General features: G+C 50.8%; 12 protein-coding genes. 7 read left to right on the top strand and 5 right to left on the bottom strand.

All coding sequences use genetic code 11. The annotated features are described in order from the left end of the window. Positions 1–42: 42 nt before the first annotated feature. From hisC to gyrA, 3 genes are read right to left on the bottom strand one after another with little or no spacing between them, the layout of a single operon-like run. Positions 43–1,149 carry a histidinol-phosphate transaminase gene (gene hisC, locus IC617_RS16000; RefSeq protein ID WP_191145995.1) on the bottom strand — a complete coding sequence of 369 codons (1,107 nt, stop codon included), beginning with the start codon at positions 1,147–1,149 and terminating at the stop codon, positions 43–45. Between the two features lie 57 nt (positions 1,150–1,206). Further along, a complete protein-coding gene (gene serC / locus IC617_RS15995; protein WP_191145994.1) occupies positions 1,207–2,298 on the bottom strand; it encodes a 3-phosphoserine/phosphohydroxythreonine transaminase in 1,092 nt (363 codons plus the stop codon). Positions 2,299–2,302: 4 nt separating this feature from the next. Then, positions 2,303–5,002, bottom strand: coding sequence for a DNA topoisomerase (ATP-hydrolyzing) subunit A (gyrA, locus tag IC617_RS15990; protein WP_191145993.1), 2,700 nt, complete (start codon positions 5,000–5,002; stop codon positions 2,303–2,305). A 437-nt stretch (positions 5,003–5,439) separates the two neighbouring features. Here gyrA and IC617_RS15985 point away from each other — a divergent pair, with 437 nt between their 5' ends. Continuing rightward, positions 5,440–8,721, top strand: a complete 3,282-nt coding sequence (locus tag IC617_RS15985; protein WP_191145992.1) for an amidohydrolase family protein — start codon at positions 5,440–5,442, stop codon at positions 8,719–8,721. A 466-nt stretch (positions 8,722–9,187) separates the two neighbouring features. Then, a complete protein-coding gene (locus IC617_RS15980) occupies positions 9,188–10,510 on the top strand; it encodes a Na+/H+ antiporter NhaC family protein (RefSeq protein ID WP_191145991.1) in 1,323 nt (440 codons plus the stop codon). Here IC617_RS15980 and IC617_RS15975 read toward each other — a convergent pair. After that, positions 10,507–11,346, bottom strand: a complete 840-nt coding sequence (locus IC617_RS15975) for a M48 family metallopeptidase (RefSeq protein WP_191145990.1) — start codon at positions 11,344–11,346, stop codon at positions 10,507–10,509. The two genes, IC617_RS15980 and IC617_RS15975, sit on opposite strands and share 4 nt — an antisense overlap. A gap of 241 nt (positions 11,347–11,587) precedes the next feature. Here IC617_RS15975 and IC617_RS15970 point away from each other — a divergent pair, with 241 nt between their 5' ends. The 5 genes from IC617_RS15970 (at position 11,588) to IC617_RS15950 (ending at position 16,753) form a co-directional block, all read left to right on the top strand. Beyond that, positions 11,588–12,097, top strand: a complete 510-nt coding sequence (locus IC617_RS15970; protein ID WP_191145989.1) for an outer membrane lipoprotein — start codon at positions 11,588–11,590, stop codon at positions 12,095–12,097. A 76-nt stretch (positions 12,098–12,173) separates the two neighbouring features. Continuing rightward, on the top strand, positions 12,174–13,814 hold the full coding sequence (locus IC617_RS15965) for a sodium:solute symporter family transporter (protein ID WP_224746075.1): 1,641 nt from the start codon (positions 12,174–12,176) through the stop codon (positions 13,812–13,814). A gap of 167 nt (positions 13,815–13,981) precedes the next feature. Next, positions 13,982–14,908, top strand: coding sequence for an aspartate carbamoyltransferase (gene pyrB / locus IC617_RS15960; protein WP_191145988.1), 927 nt, complete (start codon positions 13,982–13,984; stop codon positions 14,906–14,908). Next, positions 14,908–15,369 carry an aspartate carbamoyltransferase regulatory subunit gene (gene pyrI, locus IC617_RS15955; RefSeq protein ID WP_191145987.1) on the top strand — a complete coding sequence of 154 codons (462 nt, stop codon included), beginning with the start codon at positions 14,908–14,910 and terminating at the stop codon, positions 15,367–15,369. The genes pyrB and pyrI overlap by 1 nt, the downstream gene beginning before the upstream one ends. A gap of 64 nt (positions 15,370–15,433) precedes the next feature. Continuing rightward, positions 15,434–16,753: a Na+/H+ antiporter family protein gene (locus IC617_RS15950; protein WP_191145986.1), complete on the top strand. Its 1,320-nt coding sequence runs from the start codon at positions 15,434–15,436 to the stop codon at positions 16,751–16,753. A 23-nt stretch (positions 16,754–16,776) separates the two neighbouring features. On the opposite strand, the gene elbB is transcribed toward IC617_RS15950, so the two are convergent. After that, positions 16,777–17,433, bottom strand: coding sequence for an isoprenoid biosynthesis glyoxalase ElbB (gene elbB, locus IC617_RS15945; RefSeq protein WP_191145985.1), 657 nt, complete (start codon positions 17,431–17,433; stop codon positions 16,777–16,779). Between the last annotated feature and the right edge of the window lie 267 nt (positions 17,434–17,700).

The raw sequence follows: 17,700 nt of genomic DNA, 5'->3' as shown, positions 1-17,700 counted from the left end.
GCCGACAACGAGTCAGCCCATGAATAAAAGTGGTGAGAGAGCTTACTTTAATGCAAGCACTTTGCAAAGGGCTTCGAGGAAGCGTTGGTTTTCGTTTTCTAAACCCACACTCACCCGCAAATGATTCGGCAGGCCATAACCGCCAATCGGTCGAACAATCACCCCTTCTTGCAACAAAGCCTGATATACCTCAGCACCATTGCGACCAACATCAACCGTCACAAAGTTTGCCTTCGATGGAATGTAGTCCAAGCCAAGTTCATCAAATCGCTCAGTCAGTTGAATCATGCCGACGCGGTTGATTTCAACCGAGGCAGTTAAGTAATCAGCATCATCCAAAACCTGCTCCGCGGCCGCAAGAGCTAGTGAATTGCAGTTAAATGGCTGGCGCACACGGTTGAGTACATCGGCAATTTCGGCATTAGAGACCGCGTAACCAACTCGCAGTCCTGCCAAGCCGTAGGCTTTTGAGAAGGTGCGAGACACAATCAAATTCGGATAGTGATTCAACCACGCAATCGATGGTGCTCGGTCGGCTTTACCCACATATTCGTAGTAGGCTTCATCGAGTACCACCAACACGTGCTCGGGCACTTTATCAAGGAAGTGTTTAAGCTCAGAGCTGGTCAAAAAGGTGCCGGTTGGATTATTGGGGTTCGCGATGAAAATTAACCGAGTACGGTCGGTGATCGCCGCAGCCATGGCATCCAAATCATGACCATAATCTTTTGCTGGCACTTGCACTGCTGTGGCACCAATGGCTTTGGTCACCAATGGATAAACGACAAACGCATGCTCCGAGAAAATGACTTCGTGTTGCTCAGCGACAAAGGCTCTGGCAATTAGCTCGATGACGTCGTTAGAGCCGTTACCCAAAGTAATTTGCTCGGCCTTGGTGGTTAGCTTTTGTGCCAGCGCCGTTTTCAAATAAAAGCCATTGGAATCTGGGTAACGTGCCAGATCGTCAAGCTCATCGCACAACAACTGTTTGACTCGGTTACTGATCCCCAATGGGTTTTCGTTACTCGCCAGTTTGACGATATTTCGAATGCCAAGCTCTCGTTCGAGCTCTGAAGTGGGTTTGCCAGCCTGATACGGCTGCAGACTCTGAACTCCAGAATTGGCTAAGGCAAGAAAATCACAGCTCATTACTACTCCTCAATGCAACTCTGCTTCACTGCTATGACCATAACGAATATGGTCTAACTAGGCTTGAGTGCGTTCGAACTCTTTCATGAAATCGACTAAGGCAACCACGCCCTGCTCTGGCATGGCATTGTAAATGCTCGCTCGCATACCGCCGACAATGCGGTGACCTTTCAAGGCCCGCAAACCTGCTTGCTCAGCTTGCGCTAAGAATGCGGCGTTCAGGTCATCGTTGGCTAGCTGGAACGGCACATTCATCCAACTGCGGCTGTCCGCCGCGACTTGCGACCGGTAAAATTCGCTTTGGTCAATGTAGTCGTACAAAATGCCAGCTTTGGCTTGATTGCGTTGGGCCATGGCTGCAACCCCGCCTTGCTCCAGCAACCATTCGAATACCAGGCCTGCCAAATACCACGAATAGGTTGGCGGCGTGTTGTACATCGAATCGAATTCGTCAGTCAGCTGATAATTCAAAATTGCAGGAGTTTGTTGGCGGGCATAACCGACCAAATCGTCGCGAACAATCGACACAGCCAGACCTGACGGGCCAATGTTCTTTTGTGCTCCGGCGTAAATAATGCCGTAATCCGCAACGTTAATCGGGCGAGATAAAATCGTCGACGACATGTCGGCGATAACTGGTGCGCCATTGCTCGCTTGCGGACAGAAATTAAATTCCAGCCCTTCGATGGTCTCATTTGGGCAAAAGTGCAGGTATTTGCTGTCATCAGCAACCTCGACCACTTGCTGTTGTGGCACATGCCACAGGCCTTGCTCATCTTGATAGCTCGACGCCACAACATCAGTGTCGATAAAGCGCTGCGCTTCTTCAATTGCCTTTTTCGACCACACCCCAGTATCAACAAATGATGCCTTATCGCCGGCTTTAGTGATGTTCAATGGCACTGCAGCGAACTGCCCTCGGCCACCACCATGCATGAATAGCACTTTGTAATTGCTCGGGATATTCAGCAATTTGCGCAAATCATGTTCCGATTTATCGGCAAGCTCAATGAAGTGTTTACCACGGTGGGAGACTTCCATGACCGAAGTTCCCAGTCCTTGCCAATCCAACAGCTCTTGTTGTGCTTTAGCTAAAACTGGGGCCGGCAACATGGCCGGCCCCGCACAGAAGTTATAAACCTTCGACATTCAATTATTCCGTTGCATCGCCTTCTGCTGGCGAATTGTTGTCTTCAGCGGCGCCACTTTGTTCGGCTGCAACTTCAGAAGCTTCACCGTCAACGCTATCGATGACGTCTTCTTCATCCACTTCTTCAATACGCTGCAGGCCAACAACCAGTTCATCTTTGGCCGTCTTAATCAAGGTCACGCCCTGAGTATTACGGCCAACCAGCGACACTTCATGGACGCGGGTACGAACCAGGGTGCCGCCGTTGGTGATCATCATGATCTCGTCGTTTTCATCGACCTGAACAGCACCTACCACTTTACCGTTGCGCTCGCTCACTTTGATTGAAACCACACCTTGGGTGGCACGGCTCTTAGCGCCGTATTCAGCAAGCTCGGTGCGCTTACCATAACCATTTTCGGTCACGGTCAGAATCGGACCGTCGCTATGCGGCACAATGAGTGACACCACTTTTTGATCCGGCTGCAATTTAATGCCTCGAACACCAGTTGCTGTGCGCCCCATTGGTCGCAGCGCCATCATTGGCTCGCCAGTTTCTGGGTCAATTTTCACTTCGCCAGTTTCACTGTCTCGCGCCTGCTCGTTAAAGCGAACCACTTTACCGGCATCAGAGAACAGCATGATGTCATCCGAGCCTGTGGTCAGCGCCACGCCAATCAAGTGGTCGCCTTCAACTAAATTGATGGCGCGAATGCCTGAGCTTAATGGGCGCGAATAAGCACTCAATGGTGTTTTCTTGACGGTGCCTGAGGCGGTAGCAAACAACACGAACTTATCGTCAGCAAATTCTTTCACCGGCAAGATGGCCGTAATGCGCTCATCTTCGTCCAGCGGCAGAATGTTGACGATTGGCTTACCACGTGCAGTGCGACTGGCTAGCGGCAGTTGGAATACCTTCAGCCAATAGACTTTACCAATCGACGAGAAACACAAGATTTGATCGTGCGTTGATGCCACCAGCAAGCGCTCAATGAAGTCTTCATCCTTCATCTTAGTAGCGGCTTTGCCTTTACCACCGCGGCGCTGCGCCTCGTAATCAGCCAGCGGCTGATACTTAACGTAGCCCTCATGAGAGAGCGTTACCACCACATCTTCTTCAGCAATCAGATCTTCAATGGCGATGTCATGGCTAGCAGCGGTGATTTCCGTGCGGCGCTCATCACCATATTGCTCTTTGATGGCGTGAAGCTCTTCTTCAATCACTTCCATCAGGCGCGCAGGGCTACCCAAGATGTGGAGTAATTCAGCAATCAGTTCGAGAAGCTCTTTGTACTCATCAAGGATCTTCTCGTGTTCAAGGCCAGTCAGCTTGTTCAAGCGCAAGTCAAGAATGGCTTGGGCTTGCTCTTCGGTCAGGTAGTACTGGTTGTCATCACGAATGCCAAACTGTGGCTCCAGCCATTCTGGGCGTGCCGCATCTTGGCCAGCGCTTTGCAGCATGGCAGCGACGTTACCCAGCTCCCAACCACGAGCAACCAACTGCGCTTTCGCTTCGGCTGGTGTTTTCGAGTGGCGGATGAGTTCAATAACCGGATCAATGTTGGCCAGAGCAATCGCCAAACCTTCAAGGATATGGGCACGCTCGCGGGCTTTGCGCAATTCGAATACGGTGCGGCGAGTCACCACTTCACGGCGGTGTTGAACGAATGCTTCGATGACGTCTTTGAGATTGAATAAACGCGGCTGGTTCTTGTCCAGCGCCACCATGTTAATACCAAACACGGTTTGCATTTGGGTTTGGGCATATAAGTTGTTAAGAACAACTTCACCCACTTCACCACGGCGCAATTCAATGACCATGCGCATGCCGTCTTTGTCCGACTCGTCACGCAGGCCAGTAATGCCTTCAATTTTCTTGTCTTTGACCAGCTCGGCCATTTTCTCAATCAGGCGCGCTTTGTTGACCTGATACGGCAGCTCGGTAACGATGATGGTTTCTTTACCCGAGCTATCGGCTTCAATATCGGCTTTGGCGCGAACATAAATCTTGCCGCGACCCGTGCGATACGCATCAATGATGCCTTTGCGACCGCTGATAATACCCGCAGTTGGGAAATCGGGGCCGGGAATGTACTGCATTAGCTCATCAATGGTGATGGCTTCATCTTTGATATACGCCAAGCAACCATCAATCACTTCAGTCAGGTTGTGTGGCGGGATGTTGGTCGCCATACCAACCGCAATGCCGCTCGAGCCATTGACCAGTAAGTTCGGTACCTTGGTCGGCAGTACTTCAGGGATCTGTTCGGTGCCGTCATAGTTCGGCACGTAATTGACCGTTTCTTTCTCTAAGTCAGCCAACAACTCATGGGAAATACGCGCCATCCGAACCTCGGTATAACGCATCGCTGCTGCAGAATCGCCGTCAACTGAACCGAAGTTACCCTGGCCATCAACCAGCATGTAACGCAAAGAGAAGGGTTGCGCCATACGAACAATAGTGTCGTATACCGCTGAGTCACCGTGCGGGTGATATTTACCAATCACATCACCAACCACACGGGCTGATTTCTTAAAAGGTTTGTTCCAGTCGTTGCTCAGTTCGTTCATCGCGAACAGCACACGACGGTGTACAGGCTTGAGGCCATCTCGCACATCAGGGAGGGCACGACCCACAATCACGCTCATGGCGTAATCGAGGTAAGAACTTTTCAGTTCGTCTTCAATATTGACGGGGCTGATCTCTTTAGCCAGATCACTCATAGAAGCAAAATTCCATTAACTAATAGCAAGCTAAACTAGTAGCTCAATTGATCGCATTTTGGGCAGTAGCCCAACATCCAACCGCATCACGATTGGATTAAAATAAGTGGCACAGCATATCACAAGGTTTTGGCCTCGTCTTGAGCTGATTCTCGAAACCACAAAAGCGCGTTTCAGGTCACAAAATGAGCCACCTCACATGCTATTTAACTAGTTGTTTTCAGTGCTAATTACCTGAGCAACTGTAGGGGCTTGGCTATTAACAAAAATGCGACTTGTCACAGTCTTACAGTAAATATCGGCCAATTGGTGGCGAAAAGCCGTGAAATGGTACGTTTTGCTTTGGCCACATGATATGCTCTGAGGCTTATAGCGATTCTCATTTAGAGCTCCGATTAGAGAGCTCATGCATACTACCTGTCAAGGATCACCGTCATATGAAATCACTGCGATTAGCCGCATTACGCACCGCCGTATGCTCTAGCCTGTGCGCCATACTTTGGGCTCCCACAAGCCTAGCCAATACTGCCGATACCGACGGCCAAGTGGCAGCAAGTGAAGCCACCGAACAACCGACAGAATTCAGTGGCTCTAACCATCAGCTGCAATTCACGACCGACGAAGGTACCTGGCTCAATATCGATGTCAGCCCAGACGGTGAGCAAATCGTATTTGATTTATTGGGCGATCTTTACCTACTGCCAATTGATGGCGGCAAAGCCATGCGCCTGACCACTTCGACGGCACAAGAAATCCAGCCCAAGTTTTCGCCAGATGGCAAATCGTTGGCCTATATCAGTGACCGTGAAGGCGGCAACAATATCTGGTTAATGGACATTGCCAGTGGTGAAGAAAAAGCCATTACCAATGAAGACTTCCGCTTGCTGATGAATCCAACTTGGACGCCTGATGGCAAAGCGATCATCGCCCGCAAGCATTTCACAGGGACGCGCTCAATGGGCTCAGGTGAAATGTGGCTATTCCATCTTGATGGCGGTAAAGGCCTACGCCTGACCGATAAGCCCAATGAGCAACAAGACGTCAACGAGCCTTCCGTATCCCCCGACGGGCGTTTCTTGTTTTACAGTCAGGACACCACCCAAGGCCCCTACTTTCAGTACAACAAAGACCCCCATAAAGGGATTTACAGCATCAAACGCCGTGATTTGAAAACCGGCGAGATCATTACCTTGCTATCTGGCCCCGGTGGTGCAGTAAGGCCAACCGTTTCACCCGATGGCAAATATCTGGCGTTTGTGAAGCGCGTCGATCATCAATCGGTGCTGTACCTTTACGATCGCGATTCGGGCAGTCAAACGGCGCTTTACTCCGAGCTTGATCATGATCAGCAAGAAGCTTGGGCGATTTTTGGCGTGTCGCCAAATTTTGCTTGGACTCCAGATAGCGAAAGTTTGGTGTTTTGGGCCAAAGGTAAAATTCATCAAATCGACATCGACAGTGGCCGCGTAGCCGAAATCCCGTTTGAAGCCGATGTTGACATGACGCTGACTCACGCCGTCAAAGCCAACCCAGAAATTGACAGCAAGCAATTTGACGTCAAGATGATCCGTGATATTGCCACCTCGCCAGATGGCAAATACCGGGTCTTTCACGCGCTCGGTTCGCTGTACTCACAACCGGTCTCCGGCGGTAAACCGAAACGATTATTCAAGCTCGCTGGCTTCCAATACAGCCCGTCATTTAGCCCTGATGGTCGCCGCATTGTCTTTACCAACTGGGAGGATGGCGAATATGGCCATGTTTACGTGGCCAACTGGAAAGGCCGTCGCGGCGTGTCTTCTCCCACTCGTATCACCGCCAAGCCGGGACACTACCTAAACCCTAAGTTCTCGCCCGACAGCGATAGTGTGGTCTATCAGAAAACCGGCGGTAACAACTTGCGTGGTTTTGCCCACGGCACTGAACCCGGCATTTACTGGCAAAAGTTATTCGATAAAACCGCACATTTTGTTGCCCGCAGCGGCCGAATGCCGATGTTTTCACCGGCAGGCGATCGGATTTGGGTGATTGACGGCTACAACGATGACAAAAAACTGGTCAGTTACTCAGTCAATGGCGGCGATCAGAAAGATGTCTTTAAATTGGGCTCAACGACTTATGTGGCGCTGAGTCTTGACGGTCAGTACCTCGCGATTCAAGACGGTTTCAAAGTCTTCTTGGTGCCATATGTTGCCACTGGCAACGTTCAAGAACTCAATGACGACATCAGTTCGCTAGCCGTTACCGCCATGGATAATGCCGCCGGCAACTACCTGCATTTCTCCAAAGATGCGCTGCATTGGGGACTGGGCAAAACCGTTTATAGCTATCAGCTCAACGATGGTAGCGAAAGCCAACAGGCCATTGATATCAGCGTCAAACAAGACAACCCCGAAGGGAAAATTGCGTATACCAATGGCCGCGTGATCACCATGAATGGTGATGAAGTGCTGCCACAAGGGACAGTGATCACCGACGGCAATCGTATTATCAGCGTCGGCGCTGCTGAAACCATTGAGATCCCAGACGATGCATTGGTGATTGATTTGGCAGGGAAGACCGTGCTGCCTGGTTTTATTGATGCCCATGCTCACGTTAACCATTTCCCAAGCAGCCCACTGCCGCAGAGCAACCCTGCGTACTATGCAAATCTGGCATTCGGGGTCACCACCACACACGACCCTTCTGCCAATACCGAAACGGTATTTAGTCAGTCGGAGCTCGTTCGCGCAGGCCTGATGGTTGGCCCTCGGGTCTTCTCCACTGGCGGCATTATTTACGGTGCAGGCGGCGATTATAAAGTGCAGATCGATAGCCTTGAAGATGCCAAACTGCACCTTAAGCGCTTGCAAGCACAGGGCGCGTTTTCAATTAAGAGTTACAACCAACCGCGCCGCGATCAGCGTCAGCAAATCCTTGAAGCTGCACGACAGTTAGGAATTTCGGTGTACCCAGAGGGTGGTTCAACGTTCTACAACAACCTCACTCAGATCATCGACGGTTCGACTAGCGTCGAGCACAATTTGCCCATTGCACCGTTGTACGAAGATGTATTGCAACTGTGGACTGCAGCCAAAGATGTGAGTTATACACCAACGCTAGTGGTCAGCTATGGTGGTATTAGTGGTGAGTACTACTGGTATCAGCATGACGATGTGTGGCAGCATCCGCTGTTAACCAAGTACACCTCCGCAGCAGAGCTTCGTGCTCGGGCCATGCGCCGGACCAAAACGCCGGAACATGACTACTTTTATCAAACAGTAGCCAAGTCAGCGAAAGCGCTCAGCGATCGTGGGGTGAAGGTCAATGTTGGCTCACATGGCCAATTGCAAGGGCTCGCCTATCACTGGGAAATGTGGATGCTGGCCCAAGGCGGCTTCACGCCGATGGAAATGTTGCGCGCAGCAACCGCCAATGGCGCCGACTTCCTTGGCCTGAGTCATGAATTAGGCTCTATTGAACAAGGCAAGTTAGCCGATCTGGTGATCCTTGATAAAAACCCGCTCGACGATATTCGCAATACCGATTCGGTGAGCATGGTGGTGATCAACGGTCGGGTCTATGACACCAGCACCATGAATGAAATTGGTCATCGAGAAAAAGTTCGCGGGCCGCTTTATTTTGAACTCGAAGGAAATTCAGTGGCGCCATCCGGTAATACTTGGGGGATCTCGCGATTGGTGGAGTACATGCCAACCTGCCCCGCTCATGAGCACTAATCGGTCACGCAGGTACTGCGGTTGATGACAAACAAAAACGCCGGTCTAAGACCGGCGTTTTTGTTGTGGTTGTCAGCCCCTCTCTCGATACCCCGCTTGAGCAGAGAAAGAAAAGCCAGCAATCGCTTGCCGGCTGTGAGGGGATTAGCCTTTTATCTGTTGCGCACAGATTATTATTGTTAGATAGCCTATTTTGCTTTGCCAATCGTTTCCCTTTTTATATAGATTTTAGGGAACTCGCTGGGTTAAACCGTTGTCTGTGCAACGGCTTGGTTTCAAGTGTAGTCGCTTTTTTGAGTTGTAAAGAAAATTTTTTCAAGTTTTGAATTATTTCATCAAGATGAGTGAACTCAGTTACTTAGCTGAATAAAAATAGAGATTTGTGGTGTGGTTGTTTAACCCTAAGCGGGCAACATGCCACAATACCAAAATAAACAAGAATCATTCCTTCGAATTAGGCATTTGAATGACCAAACCTGCTTCTCACACCATTGAGCCAAATGGCTTAGCCTTGCTGCCATTTGCCCTGTTTTTATTGTTGTTTGTTGGCACAGGCATCATTCTGACGCAGCAGCAGACAGCGTACGCGTTTTACCAATTACCTGCGCCTGTCGCTATTTTACCGGCAATCGTGCTGGCGCTATGGCTCAATCGTCAACCACTCAATGACAGCCTCAATACCTTTATGGCTGGCGCTGGCCAAAACACCATTATCACCATGTGTTTGATTTATTTGCTGGCTGGCGCATTTTCGTCGGTGGCACAAGCAACTGGCGGTGTCGAAGCCACGGTAAACCTTGGTTTGTCACTATTACCAGAGCCCTTTATTTTGCCCGGCATTTTCATTATTTCTGGTTTTGTTGCCACTGCCATGGGCACTTCAATGGGCACCATTGCGGCCATTGCGCCGGTCGCGTTAGGGATCTCCGAGAGTGCCGACATCAATCCGGCGCTGATGGCTGGTACCGTGCTCAGTGGCGCCATGTTCGGCGACAACTTATCGGTCATATCAGACACCACCATCGCTTCAGCTCGCACTCAGGGCAGTAGCATGCGTGACAAATTTCGCGAAAACCTGCATATCGCGGTTCCCGCCGCTTTGCTTGCGTTAGCGTTATTTTATTGGCTGCAACCAGATACCTCGCCTGCGCCGACGAACCCCGTCGACTGGTTGCTGGTACTGCCCTATTTGACCATCTTGGTGCTCGCGGTTGCAGGCCTCAATGTATTTGTGGTGCTGGCGATCGGTATTGTGTTAGCAGGCGTCATTGGCTTTGTGCAAGCGGATTACGCCGTGTTGCAGTTCACTAAGGACATCTACCAAGGCTTTACCAAAATGCAGGAGATTTTTGTCTTGTCGATGTTGATTGGCGGCCTTAGTCAGCTGATCAAGCATCAAGGTGGCCTTGCTTACATCACAGTCCAGTGCCAACGACTGATTAACAAACTCGGTAAACAACAACAAAGTAAACGCGCCACCGAATCAGCATTAGCCGGCATGGTGGCAGTGACCAATTGCTGTACCGCCAACAACACGGTTTCCATTATTGTCTGCGGTGATGTCGCTCGTAATCTAGCTCAAGAGCAACATATTGCTCCCAAACGAAGTGCCAGCTTGCTCGATATTTTCAGCTGCATTAGTCAAGGCATGATCCCGTGGGGCGCGCAAGCGCTATTACTGGGTTCAAGTTTTGGTTTGGCGCCAATGACCGTGGTTGCCAACAGCTACTACGTCATGCTGCTGGCGATCACATCGGTAATTAGCATTGTGGTGGGCAGAAAAGCCTAGCTTTCCTTTTCGGCTGGTGGTGGCATATCCGGCTTAACGCAATTAGGCCGCTTGCCACTGGCTTGAGCCTGCTGGTAAATCGGCTCAAATTGCGCCAGTCCTTGGGTTAAATCGCTGATCCGAGTCTGGTGAGACGGGTGCGTCGACATCAGCTCAGGCGGTTGCTTGCCACCGGAGGCTTTGGCCATGTTGTGCCAGAGTTCGACTGCCGCTTCAGGATCGAATCCAGCCTGCGCCATCAGATCTTGCCCCATGTGATCGGCCTCTGACTCATGCACCCGACTATAAGGCAAGATCACACCATAGGCCGCGCCAGCGCCAAGCACTGCCATGTACAAGCCCTTATTGTCGCTATCACTCAGTGCGACACCAGCCGCTAGCAAGCCCACGGAGGTTAGGATTTGGGTGCTCATTCGCTCATTCGAATGTTTTGCTAGTACGTGTGCCACCTCGTGACCAATCACCGCGGCCAGCTGATCTTGGTTGTCGGCAACGCGCATCAAACCGGTGTACACGCCAATTTTGGCACCGGGTAAGGCAAAGGCATTCACTTGATCGCTGTCAAACACCACCACTTCCCATGAGTCTGGCTGGTATCCAAAAGATTCAGGCACCTCATTGACGATGGCTCGGGACACACACTGAGCATAGTCGTTTAACGCTTTGGACTGACTCACCTTTTCTTTTTGCTTTAATTGCTCAAATGATTGCGCACCCATCGCGGCCATTTTGCCAGAATCTTGAAAAGCTAACTGCGAGCGGCCTGTTGGCGTTGAGGTACAAGCGCCAAGCAACAGCGAAGCAGACAGCAATAGGGTGATAGAATTCCTTGTCATGCGGATCTCTTTGCTTTTTGGGAAGTTAATACCGAAAGTGTACACGGCTCTGGGGCAGCTTCAAGCAATGGTTCAGGGTAAGTTCAACGGTTATCATTAAGCTACAAATTAATACAATTTTGCGGTTTATTTAGTTTCGGTGAGCAACTAAAGTATCCGCTAACAGCAATTCATGGTGGGCCATTGAGGGCCTGTCTCAGGGATGTTGATGCCCGATCAAATTTGACTAAGTAGGTTCGATATGAAGCGTTTAATGATTGTGTTGTTTGCCACTGCGTTCACTTTAACGGCCTGTGTGCCCTCTAGCCAAACCGGTCGCGACTACTCGCGCTCTGAAGCACGCAAAGTGCAACGGGTTGAAATTGGCACCGTGTTAGACATGCAACTGGTTAATATTGAAGGCACCAAAACGGTGGCTGGCTCTGCAGCTGGCGGTGCCTTAGGTGGCGTGGCAGGATCCGCTGTTGGTGGCGGCAAAGGTAAAGATATTGCGACCGTTGTGGGCGCCATTGTAGGTGCCGCAGCCGGTGCAGCAGCAGAAGAAAAGCTCACCCAACAACAAGGCACGGAGTACACCATTCGGCTGGAAAATGGCAATGTCATTTCAGTCGTACAAGCAAATTCAGAACAAGAAGCGCCAATCAACATTGGCGACACTGTGAAATTGCTCAGCCAAGGCAGCACCTACCGTGTGACTTTGCTGCCTGATCCATCAGTGATCCAGCAGCAACAAGCGACACAAACCCAATAATGCCGTTGTCGCCGCAACTCGCAAAAGAGCCGCTTTAAGCGGCTCTTTTGGTTTCTACGCGCCGCCATGCCGGAGCATGGCAGCGCTAGTTACCCATAACTGTCTAACTAGCGCTGACGACATTAAAAGCTCTATGATGGAAGTGGGCAACGGACTTAGGGCTGATGACATGGATGTTTTGGACTGGTGGGTGATCGCCACTTATTTAGTGTTAATGCTGCTCGGAGCATGGTATTTGGGCCGAAAACAGCGTTCGCGAGCCGATTACTACCTCGCCGGTAAGTCCCTGCCAAGCTGGACGTTGGCAACCTCGATTGTCGCCACGCAATGCTCAACAAACAGCCTTCTCGGGGCGCCAGCTTTCGTTGGTTTTGTTGCTGGAGGCGGCCTGTTGTGGCTGCAGTATGAGCTAGCGGTGCCTTTAGCCATGTTGCTGCTTTGTCTGGTCTTCATGCCTATTCGCAAAGCCAATGTGATTTCCATTTATGAATTTCTAGAACAGCGGCTGGATGTTCGCTGCCGACTGGTTGCCAGTGGCTGCTTTTTGTTCTTTCGAGGTGTCGCAACCGGTGTCACCGTCTATGGCGTGGCATCGGTCATTGCCCTATTGACCGGCGTTTCTTATACCACCGCCGTGATCTTACTAATGGGGATCACCATTGCCTACGATTTGATGGGTGGCATGAAAGCGGTGGTGATCAGTGATGTGGTGCAAATGGTGCTGCTATTTGGCGCCGTGGTATTGGCACTACTTTGGTTATCGGATCCACTGTTCAACCACTACCATAGTTTGACCGATAGAACCCAGGCGCTGGCCAACGATTGGGGCTTGATGTCCGGTAATCAGTATGGTTTCTGGCCAATGTTTTTCGGTGGCTTGTTTCTCTATGTAGCCTACTATGGCTGCGACCAAAGTCAGGCCCAGCGTCTGCTATCAGCTAACACACCGGCAACCACCCAAACCGTTTTAATGCTCAATGGCCTGCTGCGTTTTCCTTTGGTGTTGTGCTATTGCCTAGTCGGCTTAGGTCTTGCCGCTTATGCCATTGAGCAACCAACATTCATCGCGTCCCTACCAACCACCAGTAACGGTGCGCCCAATTTCAACTTAGTCTTTCCAGCCTTCGTCAGTCTTGAATTCGCCCCAGGCCTCGCCGGCTTAGCCATGGTTGGCTTGTTTGCCGCTGCCATGTCATCAATCGACTCGGCGCTCAACAGCTTATCTGCCAGCACCGTTGAAGATTACGTCAATCGCTACAGCAAACTCTCAGAAAAACAGTTATTCCTCGCATCTAAAATTGCCACCTTTGGCTGGGGAGCGTTTGCCGTGTTACTGTCGTATCAGGTTGAACACATTGCCCCGACCGTACTCGAAGCGATTAATAAAGTCGGCTCGTTGGCCAATGGTCCATTGCTGGCGATATTCGCCATCGCAATCTTTGCTCCATCAATCGGCGCATCTGCCACATTGTTCGGCTTTATTGCTGGGCTAGCCGCTAATATCCTTATCTGGCTTTGTTTGCCCAGTGTTTCTTGGCTGTGGTGGAACTTAACCGGATTGCTCAGTGCTGGCCTGTTGGCTATCGCATGGGCCAAAATAACGGGCAGGCAAATCAGTTGGCAGCCCATTTCATGGCAGCTGGCGCGTTGGAAGTGGCAATTGCTATTACTAATGACGGCGCTGATATTGCTGACAACTATTTGGTTGCAAATGTAATTCATCTTTTTTGCTATGGCCGTCAGCCGAATATGATGTAACGCAATTTTTCCATTAGAAGCGCAATCGAAGCTGTCGCTCTGCTGACATTGCTTTGCTATAATCGCGCTCCGGCTGTGCCTGGCCATCAGGCACGTCGGCAACTGCCGTATCCTCAGGGAAGCAGCATGACCAATCCGCTCCACAACAAGCACATTATTTCTATTGCTGATTTATCTCGCGACGAACTTGAACTCATTGTCGCTACTGCAAAGCAGCTAAAACAAAGCCCTCGGCCCGATTTACTCACCAACAAGGTTGTCGCCAGCTGCTTCTTTGAAGCGTCGACTCGCACTCGGTTGTCGTTTGAAACCGCCGTGCAACGCCTTGGCGGCACCGTTATTGGTTTCGACTCGGGTGGCAATACCTCGTTGGCGCAAAAAGGCGAAACACTGGCCGACTCGGTCAAAGTGATTTCGTCCTACACCGACGCATTTTTCATGCGCCACCCTAAAGAAGGTGCCGCCCGCCTCGCGTCAGAGTTCTCCAGCGTACCGGTGATCAACGGTGGCGACGGCGCCAACCAACATCCAACTCAGACCCTGCTCGATTTGTTTTCGATTTATGAAACTCAGGGCACTTTGGAAGGGTTAAATGTGGCCTTTGTTGGCGACTTAAAATACGGCCGCACCGTGCATTCATTGGCGCAGGCGTTGTCGTTGTTCGGCTGTAAGTTCTATTTTGTTTCGCCTGCGGCGTTAGCCATGCCAGATTACTTGTGTGAAGAGCTCAACCAAGCGGGCGTCAACTTCGAAGTGGTCGACGATCTAGAAGCGGTGATCCCGAAACTCGACGTGCTGTACATGACGCGGGTGCAAAAAGAACGATTCGATCCAACCGAATACCAGCACATGAAGGCGAACTACATTCTGACCGCAAAAATGCTGGCCAATGCGAAACAGAACTTGAAAGTGCTGCATCCGCTGCCACGGGTTGATGAAATCACCACAGATGTCGATGCCACCCCGCACGCCTATTACTTTGAACAGGCTGAAAACGGCGTGTATGCCCGCCAAGCGCTATTAGCACTCGTTCTGTCCGAGGAGTTTGCCTGATGCCACAACACAAATTACAAGTTGAAGCGATTGCCCACGGTACGGTGATCGACCACATTCCTGCCGGTATGGGGATCCGCATTCTAAAGTTTTTCCAACTTAGCGATCAGGATCACCCGATCACCGTTGGCTTAAACTTGCGCTCCAAGCATCAGGGCAAAAAAGACATCATCAAAGTCGAAGACACCGTATTTGATGTTACCCAAGCCAATCAATTGGCGCTGTTTGCCAAGGATGCCACCATCAACGTCATCGATAACTACGAGGTGGTGGAAAAATATCGGGTCACGCTGCCCGATGCGATCGACTCGGTATTGGCTTGTCCAAATAGCAATTGCATTAGTAACGAAGAGCCGGTGAACACTAAGTTCCACATTAGTGAATCGGCGTCAGGCGTGGTACTGAAGTGCCATTACTGTGAAAAGAGCTTTAATCAGCGCTTATTCAACGAGCTCAACTAAACTTTTGCTTTTGCCTCTGTCGCTTCGAAGGATCGGTGCCACAACCTAACAGATTGAGAGATTGATGAACGCTGTTGTTATTGCTGTGGCGCTGATGTTGCTGCTGAGCCTAGTCCGGATCAATGTGGTGATTGCTCTCACCATTAGTGCCGTCGTTGCGGGGCTCAGCGCAGGATTAGCCATGCCGGACGTGGTCAAAGCATTTGAAAAAGGCCTCGGAGGCGGCGCTACCATTGCATTGGGTTACGCCATGCTTGGTGCCTTTGCGGTAGCTTTATCACGTTCTGGCATCACCCTGTGGCTAGCCCACAGCATTATTGCCCGAGTTGGTCATCAACCCACTGCCAAACAAACGTTTACCGTTGAGCTGCTGATGCTAGCGGCATTGCTGGCGATGGCCATCATGTCGCAAAACCTGATCCCGGTTCATATTGCCTTCATTCCAATTTTGGTGCCGCCGTTACTTCGTTTAATGAACGAATTCCAGCTCGATCGGCGTTTAGTCGCCTGCGTCCTGACCTTTGGTTTAGTCACTCCTTATATGTTGCTGCCAGTTGGCTTCGGTAACATTTTCCTCAACGAGATCTTATTGGCTAACCTCAACGGCAACGGCCTCAACGCTTCAGCCAGCATGGTGATGCCAGCAATGGCGCTGCCAGCGTTGGGAATGCTGGGTGGATTATTAATTGCTGTACTATTCAGTTACCGTAAGCGCCGCAGCTATACCAGTGCACACATCAATGAGCAAAAACAGCTCAAATTGCCGTCGGTGAGTCAGCGTTGGCTTGCCGTACTGGCGATTGTTGTAACGCTGATCACGCAACTTCAAACCGGCTCAATCATTCTCGGCTCGCTAGCGGGATTAGCTGTGTTTACGGTAACCGGCGTGGTTAAATGGCATGAGACCCACGACGTGTTTTACGATGGCCTCAAGCTGATGGCGATGATTGGTTTCATTATGATTGCAGCTTCTGGCTTTGCTGAAGTGGTCAAAGCAACAGGACATGTCGCAACGTTAGTGGATAGCCTGACCCAGCACTTTGCCGACAATAAGCCGCTAGCTGCTTTTGCGATGTTGGTTGTCGGCCTGCTGATCACCATGGGCATTGGCTCCAGCTTTAGCACCATTCCGATTATTGCGACCCTTTATGTGCCGTTATGCATGAACTTAGGGTTTTCAGTCAGTGCCACCATCGCCCTAGTCGGCACAGCTGCTGCGCTTGGCGATGCCGGCTCGCCAGCATCCGACTCGACGCTGGGGCCAACCTCAGGATTAAACGCAGACGGCCAGCACGACCATATTTGGGATACGGTGGTGCCAACCTTTGTCCATTACAACCTGCCCTTGCTCGCGGCAGGTTGGTTGGCCGCGGTGATTTTATAGCGATGCTCCAGTGTCAGTCGCCATTATTTGGCGGCTAACTCCAATACTTTGGCCACTAACGCATCAATGCCTTTAGCCACCGAGGCAATATCTGGTCCCAACATGTAAGCTGGCACCGTGACTAATTGGTTCGCCTCATCAACCACAACTTGTTCAACGGCAGACTCGATGTGCTGGCCACCAAGCGCTTCGACAGCCGCCGCCACTTCCGCATCGCAGCCAATGGTCACCTGAACACCTTGGCCATAAATGAGTGGCGCAATAACAGGCGCAATACACAGCAAGCCAACCGGTTTATCAGCGTCGGCAAACGCTTCCAGAGCGCGATGAAAACTTGGCTCCAGTGTCAGCTCAGTTCCTTTGAAAGCAAAGTCGCTTAAGTTCTTCGCCGCTCCAAAGCCACCGGGGACAATTAGCGCATCGAAGTCTTTGGCTTGAAGTTGCTCCAACGCTGTCACTTCACCTCTGGCAATGCGTGCGGCCTCAACGAGCACATTGCGGCTTTCATCGACTTCAGCACCAGTCAAATGATTAATCACGTGCGCCTGCTCAATATCGGGTGCAAAACATTGGTATTGCACACCACGCTGGGACAACGACAACAGGGTGCACACTGCTTCATGAATCTCTGCGCCATCAAAGACGCCACAACCTGCCAGAATAACCGCTACCTTTGCCATAAAGACTCCTTATCCGATTGCCATACCATTGATCGATTTAGTGTTATCAATCAAGGTTGCTGGCGATTAACAAACTCAATCCTAGTATTGATACCGTGCTGAGCCAACTGAGCTAGCTCGTTAACAGTATCAGAGCGCAGGCCACATGCCAGCATAAAAAAAGCCACCGCAAAGGCTGTCTCTTATACACAAATCCCCGCTAAGCAATTGGCGGGGATTTTTTTGAACTTTTTCCGTGAACTTCGATCTGATCTCCACATTACTTTT

This window comes from Neiella litorisoli, from assembly GCF_014773395.1.
In the GTDB taxonomy this organism is placed as follows: domain Bacteria; phylum Pseudomonadota; class Gammaproteobacteria; order Enterobacterales; family Neiellaceae; genus Neiella; species Neiella litorisoli.
The sequence above is the reverse complement of the archived record's forward strand: the minus strand, read 5'-3'. Positions and strand labels throughout refer to the sequence as shown.